Genomic DNA, 3,845 nt, shown 5'->3' on the forward strand with positions numbered 1-3,845 from the left:
GTGCTAGAGCCAGTACCAAGCAGGGTAAAATCATATGTTCAATAACACTTTGCAAAGCATGAGCACGGTAGTTGCCTTCAGCGAAAAAAGCATCGATCAGAGCGAAACCTGTCACGTGTTCCACTTGGTAGAGTAGATCATAACGTCCTGAAACAGGAAACAGCTCATAATGCAGTGAAAAGACCATGATCATTAGCAAAGCTACCCAAAATAGCGGTGCTGAATAGCCGGACATTGACGTGAAGGAGATGACGGTATCAATCCATTTACCTTGCTTCATTCCTGCGAGCGTACCAATAGGGAGACCAATTAACAAAGAGAGAGTAAAAGCAATGAGGCATAACTCCAGCGTTGCTGGAAAGACCATCGCCAGTTCGTCCACAATCGGGACACCACTGTGATTGACGCCAAAATTCAGTTGCAGTAGTTGCCCTAAATAGGTTGACCAACCTGACCAAAATCCATGAGCAGTTAGAGGCGACTGTGGATCTAAGCGCAGCAGCGCAAACCCGACCATAGTCAAAATGAGTAACGTGATAATAAATAAGTTGAGTCTGCGTACCGTATATAAAAACACTATTCGATCCTCTCAACCGTATTGAATGGTTGTACATTAAATGGGCTGAGTTTAAAGCCCGTTAATGTTTTGCTGTACGCTTTAAATTGCATGCCGTGTGCCAATGGGATAACAGGGAATTCTTCATTCAAGATATTTTGCGCTTGTTTGTATAAGTTAAGGCGATAGCGTGACTTGTCTACTTCCAAGGCCAAATCGAGTAGAAAATCGAAATCACTATTGCACCACATCGAGGCATTGAGCCCTGAGCGATCTGAATTACATGAGAGCAGTGGACGCAAAAAGTTATCTGGGTCTGCGGTATCGCCATTCCAGCCCGTTAAAATCAGATCAACATTGACGTGCTGGGCCAAATTTGAACGATCGAGGCGGTCTTCCGTGATGATATGCAATGTAATACCAATGTCGGCAAGGTTAGCGTTAATTAACTCGGCAGTTTTACGTGGACTTGGATTATAGGCATGAGACTCTGCAGGAACAGACATCGTCAATTCCAAGTTGGCGTAATAGCCAGCCTCTTTAAGTAATGCGATCGCGTAGTTACGATCATAGCGAATTTGAATACTGTCCTTTTGATAGGCCCAAGAGGAGGGGGGAAGAATGTTATAAGCAATACTTCCTGTACCGTAATAGACCGAGTCCAAAATATTTTGGCGGTTGATCGCAAAATTAAGCGCTTTACGCACGCGAACATCACTGAGCGCAGGGTGAGAGGTATTCACAGCAATATAAGACACGTTCATCGCAGGCTTGGCATCAAGCTCTATTTCCGATTGCTGCTTGATAATAGGGATTTGGCTTGAAATAGGCGAGCTGAGCACATCGCATTCATGGCGTAGTAGTTTGGCGAGTGTCCCTGTGCCTCGGTTGGAGACATCAAATACGACTTGTTCCATCTTCGCCACGCCATTCCAATAAGCGCCATGACGACGGAGGCGGATAAGGTCATTCACTTTAAATTCGTCTAGATAAAATGGTCCGGATCCAACAGGATGGCTGTCGATCATGCTTTTTTCATCTTCAATCACTAATTGATTAGCATACTCATAGGAGAGTATGACAGCATGACTGGTGGCGATATTGGATAAAAAGGAGTTGTCGGGACGGCTGAGGGTAAATTTAACCGTGAGTTCATCCAGAGCTTGAACATCGATCAGCAAGTTTTTGAAATCAATACCCGCAAACCATGGGTAGACGCCACTATTGACGTAATGAAACGGGTTGGTTGGGTCAATGATTCGGCGAAAGCTGAAGACCACATCATCGGCATTAAGAGCGCGAGTCGGTGTAAACCAAGCGGTTGATTGAAATTGAACGCCATCGTTTAGCTTGAATGTATACTCTGTACCCTGTGGATTCACTGTCCAACTCGTGGCCAGACTGGGTATCGGTTGTAAGGTTTCTGAATCCAATTGCAACAGCGTGTCGTAAATCTGTGGGCTGAGAGCTTCAGACGTAATGCCGCTCTCAACCAATTGTGGGTTAAAAGTGGTGGGATTGCCGTGACCACAATATACGAATCCGCTCTGGCGAATTTTACTATGGTCAATTTGTTCGCTACAGCCTATCAGTAGGCTAAAGCTGCATATTCCTAGTGCGAATCGTATCAATGTTTTCATAAAGAGAAATAACTGTGAGAAGTAAGGCAAACAAAGCTAATCATTATGCCTCAAAATCCTGATAATCTACCATTTTTTGTTGATCTAAACCTAGGGTTAATCATCATTGCTGCCGACGAGTTGATATTTTCTCACCATACCTCTCAATTGGTGGTAGCTCAAGCCGAGTAATTCTGCAGCTTGTCTTTGATTAAACTTACTGGCATTGAGCGCGGCACTCAGTAGTTGTCTGTCCTGATCCTCCTGCCACATTTTGTAATCCATCGGAAATTCAAAGCCAGTGGTGTAAGTATGGCGATCTGTGGAGAGATTGCCAGTAAGGTCATCTGGTTTGTGCCACTCATTAGCAAAAGGGTTAAAAACCAAGTTTTCAATCGGATGGGAGGCCGTTCCGTGTTGATAGACAGCACGCTCCACGACATTTTTAAGTTCACGCACATTTCCCGGCCACAAGTAGTGTTGAAGCTGATCTGCCGCTTCTGCACTAAACCCGACAAAGAGCGCTAAGTTCAGTTCACGGCACATCTTAATAGCGTAATACTCAGCAAGTGGCATAATATCTTCTTTTCGCTCTCTTAGCGGTGGAAGCTGGATCACATCAAAGGCCAGTCGGTCGAGTAAGTCAGCTCGAAACTTTCCAATTTCAGCTAATTGTGGAAGATTGGCGTTGGTTGCGCAGACGATACGGACATTCGCATTAAGCCGTTGGCTACCGCCGACACGTTCGTAATGTCCATATTCAATCACTCGAAGTAGTTTCTCTTGTACAGCAAGCGGCGCGGTGGCGAGCTCGTCCAAAAAAAGAGTTCCACCTTCTGCCCGTTCAAATCGTCCTTGGTGACGTCCTTTGGCTCCGGTAAACGAGCCTGATTCATGGCCAAAGAGCTCAGAGTCAATTAACCCTTCACTCAAGGTTGAACAGTTTAACGAAACCAGTGGTTGGTCCCAACGTTTGGAAAGATAGTGTAAGCGCTGAGCGATTAACTCTTTGCCCGTTCCTCGCTCGCCAATAATTAATACCGGCCTATCAATCGGTGCAAGCTTAGAGACTTTATCCAGTACCGATAAAAATTGAGGCGCTTCACCCAGTAAGTTTTGTTGCATGTTCACTCTCCACACTGTGATTGAAAAGGTGGTTAAATTCACCAACTCTTGGCGAAAATCATCATAGCACAGTAATCTTATTCTATGAGATATTATCTAATTTATTGATTATAAATAGATTTATATATGGCATGAAACTTGGTTATTTCTTCTCGTCTTAACGTTTTGAGCGATTCAAAATAGCTCACCAATAACTACATCGTCATGAACAACTAATCAGGAGATTGAACATGGGTATTTTTTCTCGTTTTGCCGATATCGTAAACTCGAATATCAGTGCACTGTTAGATAAAGCGGAAGATCCTGAAAAGATGATCCGCTTAATCATCCAAGAGATGGAAGACACCTTGGTGGAAGTACGCACCAATTCGGCCAAAGCTATTGCGGATAAGAAAGAGCTCGCGCGTAAAGTGGATTCTATGGCCTCTCATATTGAAGATTGGCAACAGAAAGCGACCTTGGCGCTTGCTAAACAGCGTGAAGATCTCGCTCGCGCTGCTTTAATTGAAAAAAAGAAATTGCAAGAAATGCAGAAAGGCTTGCAC

4 protein-coding genes are annotated in these 3,845 nt (G+C 44.3%); 1 reads left to right on the forward strand and 3 read right to left on the reverse strand.

Going from position 1 to position 3,845, the window contains the following annotated elements; genetic code table 11:
- The 3 genes from AACQ17_RS07325 to pspF all read right to left on the reverse strand — a co-directional run.
- A partial coding sequence (locus AACQ17_RS07325) for an ABC transporter permease subunit (protein ID WP_141201437.1) occupies positions 1–577 on the reverse strand: 577 nt, incomplete at its 3' end.
- Positions 577–2,196 carry an ABC transporter substrate-binding protein SapA gene (sapA, locus tag AACQ17_RS07330; RefSeq protein WP_094147708.1) on the reverse strand — a complete coding sequence of 540 codons (1,620 nt, stop codon included), beginning with the start codon at positions 2,194–2,196 and terminating at the stop codon, positions 577–579. The genes sapA and AACQ17_RS07325, both read right to left, overlap by 1 nt.
- A gap of 96 nt (positions 2,197–2,292) precedes the next feature.
- Complete coding sequence (gene pspF, locus AACQ17_RS07335; protein WP_026028021.1) at positions 2,293–3,300, reverse strand: phage shock protein operon transcriptional activator; 1,008 nt, start codon at positions 3,298–3,300, stop codon at positions 2,293–2,295.
- A gap of 230 nt (positions 3,301–3,530) precedes the next feature.
- Between pspF and AACQ17_RS07340 the strand changes: the two genes are divergently transcribed.
- Positions 3,531–3,845 (forward strand): PspA/IM30 family protein (locus AACQ17_RS07340; RefSeq protein ID WP_170935146.1); only part of this gene is annotated, 315 nt, incomplete at its 3' end.

Source organism: Vibrio sp. V10_P2A27P122, assembly GCF_963874335.1.
GTDB lineage: Bacteria > Pseudomonadota > Gammaproteobacteria > Enterobacterales > Vibrionaceae > Vibrio > Vibrio anguillarum.

What these genes read in the sequence shown, in the direction of transcription:
- sapA (WP_094147708.1), bottom strand. Translation starts at nt 2,196, where the DNA reads ATGAAAACATTGATACGATTCGCACTAGGAATATGCAGCTTTAGCCTA.
- pspF (WP_026028021.1), bottom strand. Translation starts at nt 3,300, where the DNA reads ATGCAACAAAACTTACTGGGTGAAGCGCCTCAATTTTTATCGGTACTG.